This is a genomic window from Caldimonas tepidiphila (assembly GCF_003569765.1).
In the GTDB taxonomy this organism is placed as follows: Bacteria; Pseudomonadota; Gammaproteobacteria; order Burkholderiales; family Burkholderiaceae_C; genus Caldimonas; species Caldimonas tepidiphila.
Genome location: NZ_KZ983958.1, coordinates 107,900 through 126,487 on the forward strand (window position 1 = coordinate 107,900; position 18,588 = coordinate 126,487).

Sequence of the window (18,588 nt, forward strand, 5' to 3'; positions counted from 1 at the left end):
CACCTCAGGGCTGCCGGCGCAGGCGCAGCTGCTCGTTGAGCCGCAGCTTCACGAAGCCCAGGTGCGACTGCGCCGCGCGGCGCGCACGCGCCGCGTCCTGGCGCAGGATCGCGTCGAGCAGCGCGCGGTGCTGGCGCGTGAGCGCGCGCGCCTGCTGCGAGTCGTGCGGCAGGTCCGAGATGCTGATCTGGACGTGCTCCTGCAGCAGCTTCATCAGCGAGGCGATCAGGTAGGAGAAGACCGGGTTGCGCGTCGCGTCGGCGATCGCGCGGTGGAAGGCCACGTCCGCCCGCACCTGCGCGGCACGGTCGGGCGTCGCGTAGGCCTGCTCGACCGCGGCGTAGCGCTCGCGCAGCAGCGCGCGGTCCTCCTCGGTGGCGCGCTGCGCGGCGAGCTCGGCGCTGCGCATCTCCAGCATCTCGCGGAACTCCAGCAGGTCGCCCTGCAGCAGCGGGTGGCGGCGCAGCATCTGCACCCAGGGATCGGCCATGTGCTCGTCGATCTGGCCGCTGACGAAGGTGCCCGCGCCCTGGCGGCGCACCAGCAGCCCGCGCTCGACGAGCTGCCCCACTGCCTCGCGCAGCGTCGCGCGCGACACGCCGAGCTGCGCGGCGAAGCTGCGCTCGGGCGGCAGCGCCTCGCCCGGCTTGTAGCGGCGCTCGAGGATGGCGCGCTCCAGGCGCTGCGCCAGCGCGTCCGAGAGCTTGGCGGCGATCGAGTGCTTCACGTTGAATCCGGCGATAAATTGGTCCGACCACTGTACCAGCGGCGGGGACCGCGTGGCACCATGCGCGGCACGACGAGATGCGCGCTGCCGCGCGCGTGACACGCAGGAGTGCCGGCCGGCGCAGGCCGCGGCACCCGCGGCCCCAGGAGACACGATGACCGCCCCGCCCTCCCCCGACGCCGCCGCCCTGCGGCCCGCCGCACGCCCGGCCCCGCCGCCGCGCGTGTACTTCTTCGCCACCTGCGTGGTCGACCTGTTCGTGCCGCAGGCCGGCATGGACGCGATCGAGCTGATCGAGTCGCGCGGGGTCGCGGTCGAGTTCCCGCGCGGCCAGTCCTGCTGCGGTCAGCCGGCCTACACCAGCGGCTTCCGCGACGAGGCGCGCGAGGTCGCCGCAGCGCAGCTCGGCCTGTTCCCCGAGCCCTGGCCGATCGTCGTGCCCTCGGGCTCCTGCGCCGGCATGATGAGGCACCACTGGCCGAAGCTGTTCGAGGGCGACGCCGCCCGGCTCGCGCAGGCGCAGGCCGTCGGCGCCCGGGTCGTCGAGCTGTCCGCCTTCCTCGCCGACACGCTCGGGCTGCCCGCCGCCGCGGCGCCGGCACCGCGGCCGGTGAAGGTGGCGCTGCACACCTCCTGCTCGGCGCGGCGCGAGATGGGCACGCAGCTGCCAAGCCGCGCGCTGCTGGAGACGCTGCCCGGCGTCGAGGTGGTGCAGCAGGCGCGCGAGGCCGAGTGCTGCGGCTTCGGCGGCACCTTCTCGATGCGCCACCCGTCGATCTCCGGCGCGATGGCGCAGGACAAGCTCGATGCGGTACAGGAAACCGGCTGCGACGTGCTCGTCAGCGCCGACTGCGGCTGCCTGCTCAACCTGCACCACACCGCGCAGAAGCGCGGCAGCGGACCGCGCTGCCTGCACCTCGCGAGCTTCATCCGCGAACGGCTGGGCCTCGTCGAGCCCGGCAGGGGGCTGACCGAATGAACGCCAGGAACGCCATCCTCGCCCGGCTGCGCGAGGCCGCGCCCGCCGCGCCGCTGCCCCGGCCCGAGCTCGAGCCCTACTACCGCAGCCACCCGGGGCTGCGCAGCGCGAGCCGCGCCGAGCAGGTCGACGCCTTCACGCGCAATGCGCGCGGCTGGCGCGCCGAGGTGCTGCACTGCACCCCGGCCGACTGGCCCGCGGCGGTGGCGCAGGCGCTCGCGGCGCGCGGCGCGCGGCGCGTCGCGCTCGGCCGCGACACGTCGATTGCAGCGCCGCTGCAGGCGGCGCTCGCCGGCACCGAGCCGGTCTGGTTCGAGCGCGACCTCGACGAGTGGAAGCAGGAGCTGTTCGACCGCGTCGACGCGTCGGTGACGACGGCGCTCGCCGGCCTCGCCGACACCGGCACGCTGGTGCTGGTGCCGGACGCGCGCGAGCCGCGCAGCCTGTCGCTGGTGCCGCCGGTGCACATCGCGGTGCTGCCCGCGAGCCGGCTGCACGACACGCTGCCCGGCGCCATGCAGGCGCTGCGGCCCCACGAGAACATGCCGACCAACCTGGTGCTCGTCACCGGGCCGTCGAAGACCTCCGACATCCAGCAGACGCTCGCCTTCGGCGCGCACGGCCCCAAGGAGCTGGTCATCGTGCTGGTGGACGACAGCGAAGGGAGCGCCCCATGAGCCAGACGATGCACTTCGTCGACCCGAAGCAGTTCAAGGCGCGCAGCGCCGAGGCCACCTCGGACGCGCACCTGAGGAAGAGCTTCCGCGGCGCGATGGACTTCCTGATGACGCGCCGCGCGGCGCACTTCCCGGTGCGCGCGGACTTCGAGGCGCTGCGCGACCTGGGCGAGTCGATCCGCAAGTACAGCCTCTCGCGGCTGCCGGACCTGCTGGAGCTGCTCGAGCAGCGCCTCACCGAGCAGGGCGTGCAGGTCCACTGGGCGCAGACGCCCGACGAGGCCAACCGGATCTTCCGCGACATCGCGCAGCGGCACGGCGCGAAGACCTTCATCAAGGGCAAGTCGATGGTCAGCGAGGAGATCGAGCTGAACCACGAGATGGCCCGCGACGGCATCCGCTGCCTCGAGTCCGACATGGGCGAGTACATCGTGCAGCTCGCCGGCGAGCGGCCGAGCCACATCATCATGCCGGCGATCCACAAGACCAAGCAGCAGATCGCCCACCTCTTCGAGGAGAAGATCCCCGACACCCGCTACACCGAGGACGTCGACGAGCTGATCGCGACCGGGCGGCGCGTGCTGCGCGGCGAGTTCCGCGACGCGCCGATCGGCGTCTCGGGCGTGAACTTCATGGTCGCCGAGACCGGCTCGCTGGTGCTGGTCGAGAACGAGGGCAACGGCCGCATGTGCACCACGGTCCCCGACGTGCACATCGCGATCACCGGCATCGAGAAGGTGGTCGAGCGCTTCGAGCACGTGCTGCCGCTCTACCACCTGCTGACCCGCTCGGCGACCGGCCAGGCGATCACGACCTACCTGAACGTGATCACCGGCCCGCGCCGCGCCGGCGAGCGCGACGGCCCGCGCGAGCTGCACCTGATCCTGCTCGACAACGGCCGCAGCCAGGCCTACCGCGACGAGGACTTCCGCCCGACGCTGCAGTGCATCCGCTGCGGCGCCTGCATGAACCACTGCCCGGTCTACGCGCGCATCGGCGGGCTGGCCTACGGCACCACCTACCCCGGCCCGATCGGCTCGATCATCTCGCCGCACCTGCTCGGGCTGGAGGAGACCAAGGACCTGCCGACCGCGTCGAGCCTGTGCGGCGCCTGCGGCGAGGTCTGCCCGGTCGGCATCCCGATTCCCGAGCTGCTGATGCGGCTGCGCGAGGCGGCCAAGCATCCGGCCAAACCCGGGCACGCGCCGCTCGACGGGCAGGCCAGCGCCAGCGACTGGAAGGAGGCGACGGCCTGGAAGGCCTGGCAGCTCGCCAACACCGACCCGACGCGCTACCGGCTCTTCACCTGGGCCGCGACGCACCTGCGCGGCTTCATGCCGGCGGGCCAGGGCGGCTGGACGCAGAGCCGCACGCCCTTGAAGCCCGCGGCGCGCACCCTGCGCGAGCGGCTCGACGAGCGCGCCCGCGGCAAGCGCTGATCAGGGCAGCAGGATGCAGGACCCGGTGGTGCGGCGCGACTCGAGGTCGCGGTGTGCCTGCGCCGCGTCGGCGAGCGCGTAGCGCTGGTCGACGCGGATCTTCACCTGGCCACCCGTGACCATCGCGAACAGCTCGTCGGCCATCGCCTGCGTGCCCTCGCGCGTGGCGAGATGCGTGAAGAGGGTCGGGCGCGTCACGTAGAGCGAGCCCTTGGCCGCGAGCGTGCCGAGGTTGACCGGCGGCACCGCGCCCGAGGCGTTGCCGTAGCTCGCCATCAGGCCGAAGGGGCGCAGGCAGTCGAGCGAGCCGTCCCAGGTGTCCTTGCCGACCGAGTCGTAGACCACCTTCACGCCCTGGCCTTGCGTGATCTCCCTGACGCGCTCGACGAAGTTCTCGCGGCGGTAGTTGATGACGTGCGCCGCGCCATGCTCGCGCGCGAGCTCGCACTTCTCGTCGCTGCCCGCGGTGCCGATCAGCTGCAGGCCCATCGCGCGCGCCCACTGGCAGGCGATCAGGCCGACGCCGCCCGCGGCCGCATGCCACAGCACGAAGTCGCCCGGCTGCAGCCCGCCCTGCGGCTGCGTGCGGCGCAGCAGGTACTGCACCGTCAGGCCCTTGAGCATCATCGCCGCGCCCTCCTCGAAGGAGATCGCGTCGGGCAGCCTCACGACGCAGCGCGCCGGCATCACGCGGCTCTCGCAGTAGCTGCCCGGGGGCTGGCTCGCGTAGGCGGCACGGTCGCCGACCGCGAGGTGCGTGACGCCCTCGCCCACCGCATCGACGACGCCCGCGCCTTCCATGCCGAGCGCCAGCGGCATCGGCATCGGGTAGAGGCCGCTCCTCTGGTAGGTGTCGATGAAGTTGACGCCGCAGGCATGGTGGCGGATGCGGATCTCGCCGGGGCCGGGCTCGCCGACCGGCAGCTCGACCAGCTCCAGCGCCTCGGGGCCGCCATGGGCCTGGATGCGGATGGCTCGCGACATGGGAATCTCCTCGCTGTTCTTCGCGGTTGGGGGTCCGTGACGATACGCCAGCCAGGCCGGACTTGCAGCGCCGCCGCGCGAGGCGGCATGGGGGCATTGCCGGTTAACATCCCGCTCCCCTCGCCCACGCCGCCGCCCCGGCCCGCCCCGCATGTCCCGCCTGACGCCCTGGACCGCCTTCGTGCTGACGATGCCGCCGCTGATGTGGGCGGGCAACGCGGTGGTGGGCCGGCTCGCGGTCGACATGGTGCCGCCGATCACGCTCAACGCGCTGCGCTGGGTGCTGGCCTTCCTGATCCTGCTGCCGCTGGGCTGGCGCGCGCTGCGCTCCCCGCAGACGCTGCTGCGGCGCGCCGGCTACCTGAACCTGGTGGGGCTGCTCGGCATCGGGGTCTACAACGCGCTGCAGTACCTCGCGCTGCACACCACGACGCCGATCAACGTCACGCTGATCGCGTCGAGCATGCCGGTGTGGATGCTGCTGGTCGGCGCGGTGGTCTACCGCGAACGGCCGCAGCCGCGGCAGTACCTCGGCGCGGCGCTGTCGCTCGCGGGCGTGCTGCTCGTGATCGCGCGCGGCGACCCGGCGACGCTCGCGAGCGTGGACTTCGTGATCGGCGACCTGCTGGTGCTGATCGCGATCTTCTCGTGGGCCTTCTACAGCTGGCTGCTGGCGCGCCCGCCCGCGCACATGCGCGGCGATGCGCGCCCGGACTGGAACTGGGCCGAGTTCCTGCTGGTGCAGATCGCCTTCGGCCTGCTGTGGAGCGGCGTCTCGACCGGGGTGGAATGGGCGATCGCCGATCCCGAGCCGATCCGCTGGACGCCGTCGGTGCTCGCGGTGCTGGCCTACGTCGCGATCGGGCCCTCGCTGGTGGCCTTCCGCTGCTGGGGCGCGGGCGTCGCGGCGGTGGGCCCCGCGACCGCCTCCTTCTTCAACAACCTGACCCCGGTGTTCGCGGCGACGCTGTCGGCGCTGCTGCTCGGCGAGGCGCCGAGGCTCTACCACGGCCTCGCCTTCGTCTTCATCGTGGCCGGCATCGTCGTGTCGTCGCGGCGCGGCTGAGCGCGCCGCGGCCCGCGACGGCGAGGCCGTTCAGAAGGTGCCCGGGTAGGCGCCGCCGTCGATCAGCCAGTTCTGCCCGGTGATGTAGCCGGCCTGCGCGCTGCACAGCCAGGCGCATGCGGCGCCGAACTCGGCCGGCGTGCCGAAGCGGCGCGCCGGAATCGTCTTCATGCGCGCCTCGCGCAGCTCGTCGATGGTCTTGCCGCTTGCGCGCGCGCTGCCCTCGAAGGTGACCTTGAGCCTGTCGGTGTCGAAGGCGCCGGGCAGCAGGTTGTTGATCGTCACGTTGTGCTCGACGGTCTTGCGCGCGAGGCCCGCGACGAAGCCGGTGAGCCCCGAGCGCGCGCCGTTGGACAGCCCGAGGATGTCGATCGGCGCCTTCACCGCGCCGGAGGTGATGTTGACGATGCGGCCGAAGCGGCGCGCGATCATGCCGTCCACCGTCGCCTTGATCAGCTCGATCGGCGTGAGCATGTTGGCGTCGAGCGCGCGGATCCACGCGTCGCGGTCCCAGTCGCGGAAGTCGCCCGGCGGCGGGCCGCCCGCGTTGTTGACCAGGATGTCCACCTGCGGGCAGGCCGCGAGCGCCGCCGCGCGCCCCTCGGGCGTCGTGATGTCGCCGGCAACCGCCCTCACCTCGCAGCGGCCGGCCGCGAGCGCGCGCAACTCGGCCGCCGTCGCCTCCAGCGCCTCGGCGCCGCGCGCGGTGATCACCACGTTCGCGCCCTCGCGCACCAGCGCCTCGGCACATCCCTTGCCCAGTCCCTTGCTGGCGGCGCACACCAGCGCCCACTTGCCCTGCAGTCCCAGATCCATGCGTCAATGTCTCCACTTGGCCAGAAGATAGATGCCCGACACCACCAGCACGGTGCCGGCGGCGATCCAGACCGTGAAGGGTTCGCCGAGCAGGACCGCGCCCATCGCCAAGGTCGACAGGGGGCCCACCATGCCGGTCTGCGCCGCGAGCGTCGGACCGATGCGTTCGATCGCCATCATCACCAGCAGCACTGGCGCCACGGTGCACAGCGTCGCGTTGAGCAGCGACAGCCACAGCACCGGCTCGGGAACGAGCATCGCGGACAGCGGCCGCGCGACGAGGAAATGCGCGATGCACAGCAGGCTCGCGACCGTGCTCGCGAGCCCCACCAGCCGCAGCGAGCCGAGCCGCTTCACCATCTCGCCGCTGTAGACGAGGTAGACCGCGTAGGACACGGCGCTGCCGAACACCAGCAGGCTGCCGAGCAGCACGTGCGGCCCCTGGGCGCCGATCTCGTGGCTGAACACCAGCAGCACGCCGGCATAGCTGACCGCGAGCGCCAGCAGCTGCCGCGCCGAGACGCGCCGCTTGAAGAGCAGCACCGACATCAGCAGCACGATGGTCGGGTTGAGGTAGAGGATCAGCCGCTCGAGGCTCGCGCTGATGTACTCCAGCCCCATGAAGTCGAGCATGCTCGCGAGGTAGTAGCCGGTGAGGCCGAGCAGGCCGACCATCGCCCAGTCGCGACGCGCGAGCGCCGCCTTGCCGCGGCTCGACCACCAGGCCATCAGCACGAACATCGGCAGCGCCAGCAGCATGCGCCACATCACCACCGTCACCGCGTCGACGCCGTGGCGGTACATCAGCTTGGCGAGGATGGCCTTGCCCGAGAAGCCGATCGCGCCGGCCAGCGCCATCGCGATGCCGGCGGCGAGCATGCGTCGGTCGATCGGGGAAGCGGGAGCGACTGGGGGGCCCGCCGCGCCGCTCGCGGGCGGCACCGCCGGGGAGGATGGGGAATTCATCTGCGGCCGACTATACCGGGCCGCGCCATGCACCGCCGGATTGCGCCACAATCCCCCGGCAGGGGGGCTGTGGGTGCCCACCCCCCGACATATCGTTCCCGCTGAAGCTTCGCCCCCGCCATGCTGCGCAATTTCCTCCGAATCGTCGACCGCGCCTGCGATGCGCTCACGCTGCTGGCGCTGCCGGCGCTCGCGCTGCTGTGGCTGTCGGGGCTGATCGAGCTCGCCCGGGAGCAGTGGATGCAGGAGCGGGCGCCCGGCGATGTCGGCGCCCTGTGGCAGCAGGCAGCGGTGCTCTACATGGCGGCGATCGCGCGCAGCTTCACGCGCGACCGCGCGGAGCTGCGCGTGCGCACCCTGCTCGACGACTGGACCGCCGCCGGGCACGAGCGCATGCGGCGCATCGTCAGCGCGTTGTGCGTCTGGCCTTGGTGCCTCTACGTGCTGTGGGCCGGTGCCCCGGGCCGGGTGCAGCCCCTGCCGGCGGGCGCGGGGCTGCCGGCCGGGGACCTGGCGCTGCTACAGACGGCGCTGTGGTGCGCGGCGCTCGTGCTGCTGCTGCACTCGCTGCTCGACATCTTCGCGCCGCGGCGCCGCGATGCGGGGCTGCCCGGCGACGCCGCCGGCACGCCGCGCTGAGGTAGCACGACGCTCAGCAACCCACCGCCTGCCCGTCGCGCCGCGGATCGCTCGCGGCGACGTAGCCCTCGGCCGCCGGATCGCCGAGCCGCCACACGAACTGGCCGGCGCCGAAGTCCTGGTAGCTGTCCCTGATCGCCTCGGTGCGGTGGCCGCGCCGCTCCAGCTCGGCGACGACCTGCGGGTCCATCGCCGCCTCGACGTTGATCGACAGCCCGCTGTTGAAGCGCCAGCGCGGCGCGTCGCAGGCGGCCTGCGGGTTCTGGCCATGGTCGAGCAGGCGCACCAGCGTCTGCATCTGCCCCTGGGGCTGCATGTTCGCGCCCATCACGCCGAAGCTCATCTGCGGCTGCCCGTCCCGCGTCAGGAAACCGGGGATGATGGTGTGGAAGGGCCGCTTGCCCGGCGCGACGACGTTGGGGCTGGCCGCGTCGAGCGAGAAGCCGTGGCCGCGGTTGTGCAGCGACAGTCCCCAGTCCGGCACCACGACGCCGGAGCCGAAGCCCATGTAGTTGCTCTGGATGAAGCTCACCATCATGCCGCGCTCGTCGGCGGCGGTGAGGTAGATGGTGCCGCCGCGGCGGTGCACGTCGCCCGGCGTGCCGGCCTCGAAGACCTGCGCGCGCCTCGGGTCGATCAGCCTCGCGCGCTGCTCGAGATAGCTCTCGTCGAGCATCTGCTCCGGCGTCACCTCCATGCTGGCCGGATCGGCCACGTAGCGGTAGACGTCGGCGAAGGCGAGCTTCATCGCCTCGATCTGCAGGTGCTGCGCGTCGGCGCCGTCCACCGGCAGCGAGCCGAGGTCGAAGCGCCGCAGCAGCCCGAGCGCGATCAGCGCCGCGAGCCCCTGGCCGCTCGGCGGCATCTGGTGCAGCTCGTGGCCGCGGTAGCCGGTCGCGATCGGCTCCACCCACTCGGCGGCGCAGCCGGCGAAGTCCGCCTCCGAGATCACCGCGCCCTGCTCGCGCAGGAAGCGCACCGCGGCGGCGGCGATCTCACCGCGGTAGTAGTCCTCGCCGCGCGTCTCGGCAATGCGCCTGAGCGTGCGCGCCGCGCCGGGGAAGCGGAACAGCTCGCCGATGTGCGGCGCGCGGCCATGCGGCAGGAAGGCCTGCGCGAAGCCCGGCTGGCCCTGCAGCTCGGCCACCGGCGCGGCCCATTTCCAGCCCACCACCGGCGGCACGACGTAGCCGCGCTCGGCCAGCTCGATCGCCGGCGCCATCAGGTCGGCGAAGGGCAGCTTGCCGAAGCGCTCGCTCAAGGCGACCCAGCCGGCCACCGCGCCCGGCACCGTCACCGAGTCGACGCCGCGCTTGGGCGGCGTGCGCGCCGCGTCGCCGTACTTGCCGGCGAAGTACTCGCGCGTCCAGGCCGCGGGCGCGCGGCCGGCGGCGTTGAGCCCGTGCAGCCGCTCGCCGTCCCAAAGGATGCAGAAGGCGTCGCTGCCGAGGCCGTTGCTGACCGGCTCGACCACCGTCATCGCCGCGGCGCAGGCAATCGCGGCGTCGACCGCGTTGCCGCCGGCGAGCAGCATGCGCACGCCGGCGCTGGCGGCCGCCGGGTGCGAGGTGGAGACGAGGTTGCGCGCGAACACCGGCAGGCGCGGCGTCGCGTAGGGGAAGCGGTAGTCGAAGTTCATCGGGATCCTCCTCGGGCCGCCGATTGTCGGCAGCCGCAGCCGCGCTTGCGCGCACGATCCTCGGATCCCCCCGCAATCGGCGGGCCTGCCTTGTCCTCGCGCGCTGCGCTCAGTGCGCCGCGGCCCGGTGCACCAGCCGGTGCAGCCGCCGCAGGCCCAGCCAGACGCCGAAGGCGATGACCGGCACGCCCAGGGCCACGAGGCGATCGGGCGAGATCGGCCAGCCCGCGTCCTTCATGCCCTTGGCCATGTAGCCGACCAGCCCCGCGCCGTAGTAGGTGATCGCGGCCACCGACAGGCCCTCGACCGCGCTCTGCAGCATCAGCTGCACCTTGCCGCGCCGGTTCATCGCGTCGAGCAGCGCCTGGCTGCTCTGCTGCTGCTCGATCTCGACACGCGTGCGCAGCAGGTTGCTGGTGCGCGAGATGCGCTCCGAGAGCGCCTGCTGGCGCCGCCCGGCCCAGGCGCAGGTCTGCATCGCGGGGCCGAGCCGGCGGTCCATGAACTCGCCGAGCGTCTGCAGCCCGCCGAGCCGCGTCTCCTTGAGCTCGTCGATGCGGCGCTGCACCAGCTCGAAGTAGGCGGCGCTGGCCGAGAAGCGCGCGTGCGTGCTGGCGTAGAGGCTCTCGACGCGGCCGGCGAGGTGCGTCAGCCGCCGCAGCAGCTCCGGCTCCTGGTGGCGCTCGGCGCTGCGGATCTCGCCGGCGATCTGCGCCAGCTCGCGCTCGGCGTCGGCCAGGGTCGCGCCGACCTCGCGCGCCGCGGGCAGCCCGAGCAGCGCGGTCATGCGGTAGGTCTCGATCTCGAGCAGGCGCTGCACGGTGCGCCCGAGCGTGCGCGGGTGCATGCTCGCCGCCACCAGCACCTGACGCGCGAAGCCGTCGGCATGCAGCCGGAAGTCGGTGTAGACCTCGGCCTGACCGTCGGTGACGCAGGAGCCGACGAGGCTGTCCTCGTCGAGGCCGCCGCGCACCAGCGGGTCGGCGCCGTCCTCGCGCAAGGGGGTGACCATCATGTGCAGGCCGACCAGCCACTCGCCGGGAATGGCGCGCAGCCACTCCTGCGGCACCTGCTGCACCGGCGTCGCGTCGAAGCCGGCCGGCGGCTCGGCGAGCGGGCGCCAGAACGTGAAGGTCTGGAACTCGGTGTGCTTCTCCCAGCGCAGGTGCAGGCCGCCGCCGAGCTCGACGCTCAGGTGGCTCGCCTCCTCGGCCGGCAGCGGCAGGTGGCGCGAGCGCAGCAGCGCGAGCAGGTGCTGGCGGCTCGCCTCGGCGATGCCGGGCGGCGTCAGCAGCGCCAGGTGGCTCAGCGCCATCGGCGACGCGAGCCGCTCCCAGGGGCGCGCGTGGACTTCGTTGTGCAGGATCTCCCGCTGCGGGTGCGGTGTGAGCATTCGGACCTCCTCGTCGAAGGGGATTATCGACGGGAGGCCGGATCGTCCCGGCACGCGCCGCCCGAGGCGAAAAAAAAGCCGCCCTCGCGGGCGGCTTCGGTTCGCGTCGGTGCGCGGCTCGATCAGTCGGCGTCCTGGAAGGCCATCTCGCGCTTGTTGCGGATGTTGGGCAGCATCACGATCACGATCATCAGCGCCGCGGCGATCAGCAGGCCGGCCGACAGCGGCCGGGAGATGAAGGCGGTCCAGTCGCCGCGCGACAGCAGCAGCGCGCGACGCAGGTTCTCCTCCATCATCGGGCCGAGGATGAAGCCGAGCAGCAGCGGCGCAGGCTCGCAGGACAGCTTGTAGAAGATGTAGCCGATCAGCCCGAACAGCACCGTCATGTAGACGTCGAAGTTGTTGTTGTTGAGCGTGTAGGTGCCGATGCAGCAGAACAGCAGGATCGCCGGGAACAGGAAGCGGTAGGGCACCGTCAGCAGCTTGATCCAGATGCCGATGAGCGGCAGGTTCAGGATCACGAGCATGAAGTTGCCGATCCACATCGACGCGATCAGGCCCCAGAACAGCTCGGGGTTGCTCGTCATCACCTGCGGACCCGGCTGGATGCCCTTGATGGTCATCGCGCCGACCATCAGCGCCATCACCGCGTTGGGCGGGATGCCGAGCGTGAGCATCGGGATGAAACTGGTCTGCGAGCCGGCGTTGTTGGCCGATTCGGGACCGGCCACGCCCTGGATCGCGCCCTTGCCGAACTTCTCGGGCGTGCTCGAGATCTTCTTCTCGAGCGTGTAGGCTGCGAAGGACGACAGCAGCGCGCCGCCGCCGGGCAGCACGCCCAGCACGGAGCCCAGCACCGTGCCGCGCAGCACCGCGGGCGTCGCCTCCTTGAAGTCCTGCTTGGAGGGCCACAGGCCCTTGACGTCCTTGGTGAAGACCTCGCGCTTCTCCGCGGGCTGGCCGAGGTTGGCGATGATCTCGCCGAAGCCGAACACGCCCATCGCGATCACGACGAAGTTGATGCCGTCGGTGAGCTCGGGGATGTCGAACGAGAAACGCGGCGTGCCGGAGATCACGTCGGTGTTGATCTGGCCGAGCAGCAGGCCCAGGATGATCATCGAGATCGCCTTGAGCAGCGAGCCCGAGGCCAGCACCACCGCGCCGATCAGGCCCAGCACCATCAGCGAGAAGTACTCCGCGGGCCCGAACTTGAAGGCGAGCTCGGTCAGCGGCGGCGCGAAGGCCGCCAGCACCAGCGTCGCCACCGAGCCGGCGAAGAAGGAGCCGAGGGCGGCCACCGACAGTGCGGCGCCGGCGCGGCCCTGGCGCGCCATCGCGTAGCCGTCGATCGCGGTCACGACCGAGGCCGACTCGCCGGGCACGTTGATCAGGATCGCGGTGGTCGAGCCGCCGTACTGCGCGCCGTAGTAGATGCCGGCGAGCATGATCAGCGCGGGCGTGGCGTCGAGCGCGTAGATCGACGGCAGCAGCATCGCGATCGTCGCCACCGGGCCGAGGCCCGGCAGCACGCCGATGAGCGTGCCCAGGACGCAGCCGAAGAAGGCGTACATCAGGTTCTGCAGGGTCAGTGCAGTACCGAAGCCCAGCATCAGGTTGTTGATCAGATCCATGGACGGGTCCGTTTCTTGGGAATCTTGATGAGGGCGGGATCAGCCGGTGATGAAGGGCGGCCAGATCGGCAGCACGAGCGACAGGCCCTTGATGAACACGGCCCAGGTACCCACCGTCAGGATGATCGACAGCAGGATCACTTCCTTCCACTTGAACTCGTCGCCCGCCAGGCTCGCGATCGTGATGAGCACCGGCACCGTGACGACCAGGCCCATGCGCGGCAGCAGGAAGCCGAACACCAGCACCGCGCCCAGGATCACCAGCAGCGGCCGCCAGGCGATGCCGCCGATCTTGTCGCCGTCGGCGCTCTCGATCGTCAGCGCCTTGAAGGTCACCAGCCCGCCGAGGACCGCGAGGATGACGCCGAGGCCGAAGGGGAAGTAGCCCGGACCGGGACGCGCCGACGAGCCGAAGCTGTAGCTGGTGGCGCCCCATGCGAAGGCGATGCCGGCCACGATGAACATGAGGCCGGCGACGAAGTCGCGCTGGCTCTTGATTTTCATGAAAGTCTCCTGATATCCCGGGGCCCGAAAAGCCGACGGGCGAACGGGGGGTGTGGCGGGATTCTAGGAATGCATTCGTTAACGGTTCCTGTGGCTTCCACTTAGCCCAGCTCAAAATGAAGCCTGGGAGTTCCGGTTATTCGGGTAATCACCCAAAGGGTTTACCCGAATCAAAAGCCGAAGACTCAGCCTTCCCAGGCCGGCGTGGCGCGCAGCACCTCGTCGAGCGTGGTGCTGCCCTCGGCGACCCGCGCCGCGCCGGCCAGGCGCAGCGGGCGCATGCCGTCGGCGACCGCCTGCTGGCGCAGCCGCGCCAGCTCCGGCGCGCCGCCGATCGCCGCCTTCAGCGCCTCGCTGGCGGTGAGCAGCTCGTAGATCCCGGCGCGGCCGCGGAAGCCCGTCATGCGGCACTCCAGGCAGCCGACCGGGCGGCAGGGCCGGAAGCCGCCGTTCATGCGCCACGGCGCCACCGCCGCGGCGAGCATCTCGCGCGTCAGCGCCGGGTCGGGCTGCTTGCAGTGCGGGCAGAGCGTGCGCACGAGGCGCTGCGCGAGCACGCCGATGACGGTGGCGCCGATCAGGTAGGGCGGCACGCCGAGGTCCGTCAGCCGCGTGATCGCCGAGGCCGCGTCGTTGGTGTGCAGCGTCGTGAAGACGAGGTGGCCGGTGAGCGCGGCCTGGATCGCCATCTCCGCGGTCTCGAGGTCGCGCACCTCGCCGACCATGATGATGTCGGGGTCCTGGCGCATCAGCGCGCGCAGCCCCTCGGCGAAGCCGAGCTCGAGCTGCGGCTGCACCTGCGTCTGGTTGAAGGCCGGCTCGATCATCTCGATCGGGTCCTCGATCGTGCAGACGTTGACCGCCTCGCTCGCGAGGCGCTTGAGCGTCGAGTAGAGCGTCGTGGTCTTGCCCGAGCCGGTCGGGCCGGTGACGAGGATCACGCCGTGCGGCTCGGCGACGAGCCGCTCCCAGCGCTGCGCGTCGTGCGCCGAGAAGCCGAGCGCGTCGAGCTCCCGCACCGTCGCGTCCGGGTCGAAGATGCGCATCACCAGCTTCTCGCCGAAGGCGGTCGGCAGCGTCGACAGCCGCATCTCGACCTCGTCGCCGCGCGGGTTGCGGGTCTTGATGCGGCCGTCCTGCGGGCGGCGGCGCTCGACCACGTCCATGCGGCCGAGCAGCTTGATGCGGCTCGTCATCGCCGCCATCACCCCGAGCGGCAGCTGGTAGACGGTGTGCATCACGCCGTCGATGCGGAAGCGGATCGCGCCGGTCTCGCGCCGGGGCTCGAGGTGGATGTCGGAGGCGCGCTGGTCGAAGGCGTACTGCCACAGCCAGTCCACCACCTGCACGATGCCCTGGTCGTTGGCGTCGAGCGGGCGGTTGCTGCGGCCGAGCTCGACGAGCTGCTCGAAGCTCGGCGTGCCCGCGCCCGCCGCCTCGCCGCTCTTCTGCGCGGCGCGCACCGACTTCGACAGCGTGTAGAACTCGGTCGTGTAGCGCGCGATCTCCGCCGGGCTCGCCACCACCAGCCGCACCGGGCGGCGCATGTGCGCGGCGATCTCGGCGACCCACTCGGCATCGAAGGGCTCGCAGGTGGCGATCGTCACCTCGCCGGCACCCACCTGCAGCGGCAGCGCGCGGCGCCGCTCGGCGTAGCCGATCGACATCGCCTCGGCGACGCGGCCGACATCGACCTTGAGCGGGTCGATGCGCAGGTAGGGCAGACCGGCGCGCTGCGCCAGCCAGGCCGTGAGCGCCTCGGCGTCGAGCGGCCGCCCGGTCCTCGCGTCGGGCATGCCGACATGCGCGAGCCGCAGCAGCGGGTGCTGCGCGCCCGCGACGGCCAGACGCTGCTGCGTGCGCTGCGCGTCCTCGGCAGTGACGAGCCCGTCCTCGCGCAGCCAGTCGAGCAGCAGGCGCCAGTCGGGCCGGCCGCGGAAGGCGGCGGCGGCCGGCCGGGCGGCGGGAGGCGTCGTCGCAGAGGTCGTCTGGGAGGTCATCGGGTTCATTCGAGCTTCACCTTGCGGATCATGCGCACCCACTTGCGCGCGGGCAGGCCGAAGCGCTCCTCCACCCGTTCCGCGCGCTCGGCCATCACTGCGCGCGTGGGGGCCTCGACGCCCTTGAGGCCGACGACGACGGTGTTGCCCTCGCGCGTCGGGCGCAGGCTCCACAGCGATTGCTCGCCGAAGCTCTCGGCCATCAGCGCCACGCTGCGCTCGAAGCTCGCGTCGCGGCCGAACAGGTTCACCGTCATCACGCCGCCCTCGCCCAGCAGCCGGTGGCAGTCGGCGTAGAAGGCGGCGCTGTCGAGCACGGGGCTGGCCGCCTCGTGGTCGTAGAGGTCGACGCACAGCACCATCGCGCGGCCGGCGTGGGCCGGATCGGCCGCGTAGGCGGCGGCGTCGCCCTGCACCACCGAGAGCTTCGTGTCGTCCTCGGGCAGGCGGAACATGCTGCGGCAGGCGGCGATCACCTCCGGGTTCAGCTCGACCGCGGTGGTGCGCATCTTCAGCTTCCTGCGGCAGAACTTGGTGATCGCCGCGGCGCCAAGGCCGAACTGCAGCGCGTGGCCGTGCGTGAGCGCCTCGGCGGGGCGGAACAGCATCCAGGCCATCATGCGCTGCACGTACTCGAGCTCGATCTCGTCGGGCTTCTTCACGCGCATCGCGCCCTGCACCCAGGGGGTGCCCAGGTGCAGCATGCGCACGCCGTCGAGTTCGGAAACGGTCACGGGGGGGAGTTGCGGGGCGGACTTTCGGGGCATGGCCGGCATTGTCCCCCGGCGCCGCCCGCGCTGCCGCCCGCCCCCCGGTCGCGTGCCGGACCCGCCCGCAGCGCGGGCACGGCGCTGCGCCCGCAGCGCCCCCGGGGCTAACATCCGCGCGCCCCGGCCTCCTTCTCCGGGGCCAGGAATGCGATCATGAATCCCGGCGCGAAGACTCCCCTGGAGGCGCTCGACATCGAGCTGGAGCGCGACCTCTTCCTGCGCACGCTGATCCGCGAGCTCTCCGGCACGCTGCAGGACGTCGTCGGCCTCGACGAGGCCTCCGGCTTCATCAGCGTGGTCGGCCAGCGCGTCGGCGACGCGATCGACCGGCAGTACCGGCAGGCGCTGCAGGTGGAGCGGCTGTCGCGCGCGCAGGTCGCGGCGGTGCTGGTGGACCTCAAGCGCCGCATCCAGGGCGACTTCCACGTCATCGAGGAAAGCGACGAGCGCATCGTGTTCGGCAACCGGCGCTGCCCCTTCGGCGACAGGGTGCTCGACCGCCCCGCGCTGTGCATGATGACCTCCAACGTCTTCGGCAGCATCGCCGCCGAGAACCTGGGCTACGCCAAGGTGGCGCTGCAGCGCACGCTCGCGGCCGGCCAGCCGGACTGCCTCGTGACGGTCTACCTGCGCCCCAGCGCCGAGAGCGAGGCCGCCGACGGCCGCGAGTACGTGCAGGCCTGAGCGCCGCCGCGATGCCGCCGCACGAGGATCTGGCGCAGATGCTGCGCCTCCTGCCGGAGCCGGCCTTCCTCGCCGATGCCGCCGGCACGCTGCTCGCGGCCAACGAGGCGCTCGCGAGCCTGAGCGGCGTGCCCGCCGCGCGGCTCGTCGGCGCCCCGCTCGAGACGCTCGTCGCCGACCCGCCCGGGCCGATCCGCGACTACCTGGGCCTGTGCCTGCGCAGCCGCCAGCGCGTGCCGGGCGCCCTGCTCTGGCGCGGGCCGAACGGGGAGCCCGTCGCGGTGCGCTGCGACGGCGGGCGCCTCGCAGGCGGCGCCGACGGCGCGCCGGCGCTGCTGTTCGTGCAGTGCCGGCCCAGGTCGGACACCACCGGCCGCTTCACGCTGCTCAACCGCAAGATCGCCGCGCTGTCCAAGGAGATCTTCGAACGCAAGCGCGCCGAGCAGCAGCGCGACGAGCTGCTGCGGAGCGAGCGCCAGGCGCGGCTCGAGGCGGAGCGCGTCAGCCGGCTCAAGGACGAGTTCCTCGCGACGCTGTCGCACGAGCTGCGCACCCCGATCCAGGCCATCCTCGGCTGGCTCCACGTGCTGAACAACCCCGCCTCGCCGCCTGCCGGGCGCGAGGCCGCGCTCGGCACGATCGAGCGCAACGCCCGCGCGCAGGCGCGCATCGTCGACGACCTGCTCGACATGAGCCGCATCATCTCCGGCAAGGTGCAGCTGCGGGTGCAGCCGGTGCCGCTCGCCGCGGTGCTCGAGGCGGCGACCGAGTCGATGCGGCCGGCCGCGCAGGCGAAGTCGCTGCAGCTGGACATGCGGCTGGACGCCGCCGGCTGCACGGTGCGGGGCGATCCGGACCGGCTGCAGCAGGCGGTCTGGAACCTGCTGTCGAACGCGGTCAAGTTCACGCCGCGCGGCGGCCGGGTGCAGGTGCGCCTGGAAGCCGGCGAGGCCGAGGCGCGCATCGTCGTGAGCGACAGCGGCGAGGGCATCGCGCCGGACTTCCTGCCCCATGTCTTCGACCGCTTCCGGCAGGCCGACGCCTCGATCACGCGCCGCCACGGCGGCCTGGGGCTCGGCCTGTCGATCGTCAAGCAGATCGTCGAGCTGCACGGCGGCACGGCGCGGGCCGAGAGCCCCGGCGCCGGGCAGGGCGCCACCCTCACGCTCGCGCTGCCCCTGCTCGGGCGCGTCACGCCGCCTCAGCCCCTGCCCGGCGGCGGCGCCGCCGCCGCCGCGCCGCCCGCCCCTGTCGAGTGCCCGGGTGACTGCCCCTCGCTGCAGGGCCTGCGCGTGCTGGTGGTCGACGACGAGCCCGACGCGCGCGAGCTGCTGCGCGTGCTGCTGGAGAACTGCGGCGCCGAGGTCTGCGTCGCCGATTCGGCCGCCGAGGCGCTGGAGCGGCTCTGCCGCGGGCGCTTCGAGCTGCTGCTGTCCGACATCGGCATGCCCGGCACCGACGGCTGCCAGCTCCTCGCGACGCTGCGCGCCCGCCCGGGCGATCAGGGCGGCGGCACGCCGGCGCTCGCGCTCACCGCCCTCGCGCGCCCCGAGGACCGCGCCCGGGCGCTGGCCTGCGGCTTCGACGGCTACCTGGTCAAGCCGATCGAGGTCGGCGAGCTGCTGTCGCTGGCGGCGCGCTTCGTTCCCGCCGCCAGCGCCTGAGGGTGCCGCA

The 18,588-nt window shown here is 72.4% G+C and carries 17 protein-coding genes; 7 read left to right on the top strand and 10 right to left on the bottom strand.

Annotated features, from left to right (window positions below; genetic code table 11):
- Positions 1-4: 4 nt before the first annotated feature.
- On the bottom strand, positions 5-727 hold the full coding sequence (locus D3A59_RS01140; protein ID WP_272868037.1) for a FadR/GntR family transcriptional regulator: 723 nt from the start codon (positions 725-727) through the stop codon (positions 5-7).
- Between the two features lie 154 nt (positions 728-881).
- On the opposite strand from D3A59_RS01140, the gene D3A59_RS26100 reads away from it, so the two are divergent.
- From D3A59_RS26100 to D3A59_RS01155, 3 genes are read left to right on the top strand one after another with little or no spacing between them, the layout of a single operon-like run.
- Positions 882-1,706, top strand: a complete 825-nt coding sequence (locus D3A59_RS26100; protein ID WP_119153095.1) for a (Fe-S)-binding protein — start codon at positions 882-884, stop codon at positions 1,704-1,706.
- Positions 1,703-2,383 carry a LutC/YkgG family protein gene (locus D3A59_RS01150; protein ID WP_119153096.1) on the top strand — a complete coding sequence of 227 codons (681 nt, stop codon included), beginning with the start codon at positions 1,703-1,705 and terminating at the stop codon, positions 2,381-2,383. The genes D3A59_RS26100 and D3A59_RS01150 overlap by 4 nt, the downstream gene beginning before the upstream one ends.
- Positions 2,380-3,822 (top strand): LutB/LldF family L-lactate oxidation iron-sulfur protein, encoded by a 1,443-nt coding sequence (locus D3A59_RS01155; protein ID WP_119153097.1) that lies wholly within the window; start codon positions 2,380-2,382, stop codon positions 3,820-3,822. Before D3A59_RS01150 ends, D3A59_RS01155 begins: the two co-directional genes overlap by 4 nt.
- On the opposite strand, the gene D3A59_RS01160 is transcribed toward D3A59_RS01155, so the two are convergent.
- On the bottom strand, positions 3,823-4,806 hold the full coding sequence (locus D3A59_RS01160) for a quinone oxidoreductase family protein (RefSeq protein ID WP_119153098.1): 984 nt from the start codon (positions 4,804-4,806) through the stop codon (positions 3,823-3,825). It abuts the gene before it with no gap.
- 151 nt (positions 4,807-4,957) lie between these two features.
- Here D3A59_RS01160 and D3A59_RS01165 point away from each other — a divergent pair, with 151 nt between their 5' ends.
- Entirely contained in the window at positions 4,958-5,872 is a 915-nt protein-coding gene (locus tag D3A59_RS01165; RefSeq protein WP_119153099.1) for a DMT family transporter, read from the top strand.
- Positions 5,873-5,902: 30 nt separating this feature from the next.
- Here the strand turns inward: D3A59_RS01165 and D3A59_RS01170 are convergent, their stop codons facing one another.
- Together D3A59_RS01170 and D3A59_RS01175 are read right to left on the bottom strand one after the other, a co-directional pair.
- Positions 5,903-6,688 carry an SDR family oxidoreductase gene (locus D3A59_RS01170; RefSeq protein WP_119153100.1) on the bottom strand — a complete coding sequence of 262 codons (786 nt, stop codon included), beginning with the start codon at positions 6,686-6,688 and terminating at the stop codon, positions 5,903-5,905.
- Positions 6,689-6,691: 3 nt separating this feature from the next.
- Positions 6,692-7,567, bottom strand: a complete 876-nt coding sequence (locus D3A59_RS01175; protein WP_119153101.1) for a DMT family transporter — start codon at positions 7,565-7,567, stop codon at positions 6,692-6,694.
- A 207-nt stretch (positions 7,568-7,774) separates the two neighbouring features.
- Here D3A59_RS01175 and D3A59_RS01180 point away from each other — a divergent pair, with 207 nt between their 5' ends.
- A complete protein-coding gene (locus D3A59_RS01180) occupies positions 7,775-8,293 on the top strand; it encodes a hypothetical protein (RefSeq protein WP_119153102.1) in 519 nt (172 codons plus the stop codon).
- Positions 8,294-8,306: 13 nt separating this feature from the next.
- Here D3A59_RS01180 and D3A59_RS01185 read toward each other — a convergent pair whose 3' ends face one another.
- The 6 genes from D3A59_RS01185 to D3A59_RS01210 all read right to left on the bottom strand — a co-directional run bounded on the left by D3A59_RS01185 (position 8,307) and on the right by D3A59_RS01210 (position 16,236).
- Entirely contained in the window at positions 8,307-9,932 is a 1,626-nt protein-coding gene (locus D3A59_RS01185; protein WP_119153103.1) for a gamma-glutamyltransferase family protein, read from the bottom strand.
- A 109-nt stretch (positions 9,933-10,041) separates the two neighbouring features.
- Positions 10,042-11,325: a DUF3422 family protein gene (locus D3A59_RS01190; protein ID WP_119153104.1), complete on the bottom strand. Its 1,284-nt coding sequence runs from the start codon at positions 11,323-11,325 to the stop codon at positions 10,042-10,044.
- 122 nt (positions 11,326-11,447) lie between these two features.
- Entirely contained in the window at positions 11,448-12,956 is a 1,509-nt protein-coding gene (locus D3A59_RS01195; protein WP_119153105.1) for a tripartite tricarboxylate transporter permease, read from the bottom strand.
- Positions 12,957-12,995: 39 nt separating this feature from the next.
- Entirely contained in the window at positions 12,996-13,460 is a 465-nt protein-coding gene (locus D3A59_RS01200; RefSeq protein ID WP_119153106.1) for a tripartite tricarboxylate transporter TctB family protein, read from the bottom strand.
- 185 nt (positions 13,461-13,645) lie between these two features.
- Positions 13,646-15,460, bottom strand: a complete 1,815-nt coding sequence (tfpB, locus tag D3A59_RS01205; protein ID WP_119153107.1) for a type IV pilus assembly ATPase TfpB — start codon at positions 15,458-15,460, stop codon at positions 13,646-13,648.
- A gap of 5 nt (positions 15,461-15,465) precedes the next feature.
- Positions 15,466-16,236 (bottom strand): class I SAM-dependent methyltransferase, encoded by a 771-nt coding sequence (locus tag D3A59_RS01210; RefSeq protein ID WP_419187223.1) that lies wholly within the window; start codon positions 16,234-16,236, stop codon positions 15,466-15,468.
- A 147-nt stretch (positions 16,237-16,383) separates the two neighbouring features.
- Here D3A59_RS01210 and D3A59_RS01215 point away from each other — a divergent pair, with 147 nt between their 5' ends.
- Positions 16,384-16,914, top strand: a complete 531-nt coding sequence (locus D3A59_RS01215; protein WP_119153108.1) for a methanogen output domain 1-containing protein — start codon at positions 16,384-16,386, stop codon at positions 16,912-16,914.
- 38 nt (positions 16,915-16,952) lie between these two features.
- The gene (locus tag D3A59_RS01220; protein ID WP_205665069.1) at positions 16,953-18,578 is read left to right on the top strand and encodes an ATP-binding protein; all 1,626 of its coding nucleotides are present in this window, start codon (positions 16,953-16,955) and stop codon (positions 18,576-18,578) included.
- The last annotated feature ends 10 nt before the right edge of the window (positions 18,579-18,588 follow it).

Excerpts from the sequence above, each read along its gene's own strand:
- D3A59_RS26100 (WP_119153095.1), top strand. The coding sequence starts at position 882 with ATGACCGCCCCGCCCTCCCCCGACGCCGCCGCCCTGCGGCCCGCCGCA.
- D3A59_RS01150 (WP_119153096.1), top strand. The coding sequence starts at position 1,703 with ATGAACGCCAGGAACGCCATCCTCGCCCGGCTGCGCGAGGCCGCGCCC.
- D3A59_RS01155 (WP_119153097.1), top strand. The coding sequence starts at position 2,380 with ATGAGCCAGACGATGCACTTCGTCGACCCGAAGCAGTTCAAGGCGCGC.
- D3A59_RS01160 (WP_119153098.1), bottom strand. The coding sequence starts at position 4,806 with ATGTCGCGAGCCATCCGCATCCAGGCCCATGGCGGCCCCGAGGCGCTG.
- D3A59_RS01165 (WP_119153099.1), top strand. The coding sequence starts at position 4,958 with ATGTCCCGCCTGACGCCCTGGACCGCCTTCGTGCTGACGATGCCGCCG.
- D3A59_RS01170 (WP_119153100.1), bottom strand. The coding sequence starts at position 6,688 with ATGGATCTGGGACTGCAGGGCAAGTGGGCGCTGGTGTGCGCCGCCAGC.
- D3A59_RS01175 (WP_119153101.1), bottom strand. The coding sequence starts at position 7,567 with ATGCTCGCCGCCGGCATCGCGATGGCGCTGGCCGGCGCGATCGGCTTC.
- D3A59_RS01180 (WP_119153102.1), top strand. The coding sequence starts at position 7,775 with ATGCTGCGCAATTTCCTCCGAATCGTCGACCGCGCCTGCGATGCGCTC.
- D3A59_RS01185 (WP_119153103.1), bottom strand. The coding sequence starts at position 9,932 with ATGAACTTCGACTACCGCTTCCCCTACGCGACGCCGCGCCTGCCGGTG.
- D3A59_RS01190 (WP_119153104.1), bottom strand. The coding sequence starts at position 11,325 with ATGCTCACACCGCACCCGCAGCGGGAGATCCTGCACAACGAAGTCCAC.
- D3A59_RS01195 (WP_119153105.1), bottom strand. The coding sequence starts at position 12,956 with ATGGATCTGATCAACAACCTGATGCTGGGCTTCGGTACTGCACTGACC.
- D3A59_RS01200 (WP_119153106.1), bottom strand. The coding sequence starts at position 13,460 with ATGAAAATCAAGAGCCAGCGCGACTTCGTCGCCGGCCTCATGTTCATC.
- tfpB (WP_119153107.1), bottom strand. The coding sequence starts at position 15,460 with ATGACCTCCCAGACGACCTCTGCGACGACGCCTCCCGCCGCCCGGCCG.
- D3A59_RS01210 (WP_419187223.1), bottom strand. The coding sequence starts at position 16,236 with ATGCCGGCCATGCCCCGAAAGTCCGCCCCGCAACTCCCCCCCGTGACC.
- D3A59_RS01215 (WP_119153108.1), top strand. The coding sequence starts at position 16,384 with ATGAATCCCGGCGCGAAGACTCCCCTGGAGGCGCTCGACATCGAGCTG.
- D3A59_RS01220 (WP_205665069.1), top strand. The coding sequence starts at position 16,953 with ATGCTGCGCCTCCTGCCGGAGCCGGCCTTCCTCGCCGATGCCGCCGGC.